At 70.6% G+C, this 2,885-nt stretch carries 3 protein-coding genes; 2 read left to right on the top strand and 1 reads right to left on the bottom strand.

From position 1 onward, the window contains the following. The coding region (locus tag AC27KI_RS22080; RefSeq protein WP_487115850.1) for a LysR family transcriptional regulator at window positions 1-280 on the bottom strand (280 nt) is incomplete at its 3' end. A 101-nt stretch (window positions 281-381) separates the two neighbouring features. Here AC27KI_RS22080 and AC27KI_RS22075 point away from each other — a divergent pair. Together AC27KI_RS22075 and AC27KI_RS22070 are read left to right on the top strand one after the other, a co-directional pair. After that, window positions 382-1,398: a zinc-binding alcohol dehydrogenase family protein gene (locus AC27KI_RS22075; RefSeq protein ID WP_284426827.1), complete on the top strand. Its 1,017-nt coding sequence runs from the start codon at window positions 382-384 to the stop codon at window positions 1,396-1,398. Window positions 1,399-1,456: 58 nt separating this feature from the next. Continuing rightward, window positions 1,457-2,885 (top strand): MATE family efflux transporter (locus tag AC27KI_RS22070; RefSeq protein WP_487115848.1); only part of this gene is annotated, 1,429 nt, incomplete at its 3' end.

The raw sequence follows: 2,885 nt of genomic DNA, 5'->3' as shown, positions 1-2,885 counted from the left end.
CGCGCAGCGCGCCGGCCTCCGAGGCCGCCTGGCTCGCGCCCTCCTCCAGCAGCTCGAGCGCCCGCGCCGCGTAGTCGAGCAGGGTCTGCCCCTGGTCGGTGAGCCGCATGGCGCGGGTGGAACGCTCGAACAGGCGCGCGCCCACTTGCGCCTCCAGCCGCTTGAGCATGGCGCTGGCCGCTGCGGGCGTGATTTCCAGCACCCGCGCCGCGGCCGTGAGGCTGCCGCCCCGGGCGGTTTCCACCAGCACGCGCAGGTCGGAGATATTTTCAAATTTCATTTGAAAGAGATAGGCATACAAGCCGACTTATCAAATCCATTTTGCCAACCTACAGTGCATCCATCGCTGTTTTTCCCATTTCTTTTCAGAGAAAGCCACCCATGAAAGCCATCGGCTACCACGCCCCCCATGCCATCGACCACCCGGAAGCCCTGGTGGACCTGGACCTTCCCGCGCCGATCCCCGGCGAGCACGATCTGCTGGTGCGCGTTCACGCGGTGTCGGTGAACCCGGTGGACACCAAGGTGCGCGCCAGCGCGGCGCCCGAAGGCGGCGCGGCCAAGGTGCTGGGCTGGGACGCCGTGGGCACCGTGCAGGCGCTGGGCAGCGCGGTGCAGGGCTTCGCCGTGGGCGACCGGGTCTACTACGCCGGCGCCATCGACCGCCCCGGTTCCAACGCCGAACTGCACACGGTGGATGCGCGCATCGCCGCCCATGCGCCCGCCACGCTGTCCGATGCGCAGGCGGCCGCCATGCCGCTGACCGCCATCACGGCCTGGGAAATCCTGTTCGACCGGCTGCGCGTGCCCTCGGGCGACGGCGCTGCGGCGGGCCAGTCCCTGCTGGTGGTGGGCGGCGCGGGCGGGGTGGGCTCGATCCTGATCCAGCTCGCGCGCCAGTTGACCGGCCTGCGCGTGATCGCCACCGCCTCACGCCCCGAGACGCGCCAGTGGTGCCTGGACCTGGGCGCGCACGACGTGATCGACCACCGCCAGCCGCTCGCCCCGCAACTGGCCGCGCTGGGCGTGCCGCAGGTGGACCATGTGGCGGCCCTCACCCACACGCCGGCCTACATGGCGCAGTACGTGGACTGCGTGCGGCCCCAGGGGCAGATCGCCGTGATCGACGACATGCCCTCGCTGGACGTGATGCCGCTCAAGCGCAAGAGCATTTCGCTGCACTGGGAAATGATGTTCACCCGCTCGCTGTTCGGCACGCCCGACCTGCACCGCCAGGGCGAGCTGCTGGCCGAAGTGGCGCGCCTGCTGGACGCCGGGCGCCTGCGCAGCACCTTCACCACCGACGGCGGGCGCATCGACGCGGCCCACCTGCGCCAGGCGCATGCGCTGGTGGAGAGCGGCCGCGCCATCGGCAAGGTCGTGCTGCAGGGGTTCTGATGGCCGGTGCCGGCATCGGCCGACAGCCGGGCCACCCGGGCGGCTGGCACCATGCCGCATGCCAAAGCCCCCCACGCGCGACCTGACCCAAGGCCCCATCGGCCGCACGCTGCTGGTGTTCGCACTGCCCATCCTCGCGGGCAACGTGCTGCAGTCCCTCAACGGCTCCGTCAACGCCATCTGGGTGGGGCGCTATTTGGGGGAGGCGGCGCTCACGGCCACGGCGAACGCCAACAACATCCTCTTCCTGCTGATCGGTGCCGTGTTCGGCGTGGGCATGGCGGCCACCATCCTCGTGGCGCAGGCCATGGGTGCCAGGAACCTGGCACAGGCACAGCGCGTGATGGGCACCAGCGCCACGTTCTTCGGGGGCACCTCGGTGCTCATCGCGCTGGTGGGGCTGCCGCTGTCGCGCGAAATCCTCGGCTGGATGGGCACGCCAGCCGACGCGTTGCCGCTGGCCGAGGCCTATCTGCGCACGCTGTTCCTGGCGATTCCGCTGCTGTACCTGTTCGCGTTCGTGTCGGCGGTGCTGCGCGGCGCGGGCGACACGCGCACGCCGTTCCTGTTCCTGCTGCTGGTGGTGGTGCTGGACACGGCGCTGAACCCGCTGCTCATCTTCGGCCTGGGGCCGCTGCCGCGCATGGGGATCGCCGGCTCAGCCATGGCCACGCTGGTGGCCAATGCCCTGAGCTTCGCGGCACTGCTGGCCTGGCTGCGCTACCGGCGCCATCCGCTGTGGATCGGCCGGGCGCAGTGGCGCCTGTTCGTGCCCGACCCCGCCATCCTGCGGGCGCTGGTGGTCAAGGGCATTCCGATGGGCGTGCAGATGGTGATGATCTCGCTGGCCATGCTCATGGTGATGGGCATGGTCAACGCCCAGGGCGTGGTCACGGCCTCGGCGTATGGCGCGGCGCTGCAGCTGTGGACCTATGTGCAGATGCCGGCCATGGCCATCGGCGCCGCGTGCTCGTCGATGGCGGCGCAGAACGTGGGGGCCGGCCGCTGGGACCGGGTGGACGGCGTGGCGCGCAGTGGCACGCTGTTCAACTTTCTGCTCACGGGCGCGCTGATCGCGCCGCTCATCCTGCTGGACCGCATGGCGCTGTCGCTCTTTTTGCCCGAGGGCAGCGCCTCGCTGGAAGCCGCCCGGCATTTGAACCACATCGCGGTGGGGTCGTTCCTGTTCTTCGGCGTGACCTTCGTGCTGTCGGGCGTGGTGCGGGCCACGGGCGCGGTGGTGCCGCCGCTCATCATCCTCGGGCTGGCGCTCTGGGGCATCCGCCTGCCCATCGCGTACGGACTGCAGCCGGTGCTGGGAGCGGACGCGATCTGGTGGAGCTTTCCGGCCAGCGCGCTGTGCGCCATGCTGATGTCCATCGCCTACTACCGGTTCGGCCGCTGGCGCCAGGCGCGCATGCTGCCGCCCGGCGAATCGGTGGCCACGCCCGCCGAGGTGGGCGGCCTTCCGCCCGCGCCGGTGTGCA

It is taken from the genome of Acidovorax sp. KPB24-03, assembly GCF_057546605.1.
The sequence above is the reverse complement of the archived record's forward strand: the minus strand, read 5'-3'. Positions and strand labels throughout refer to the sequence as shown.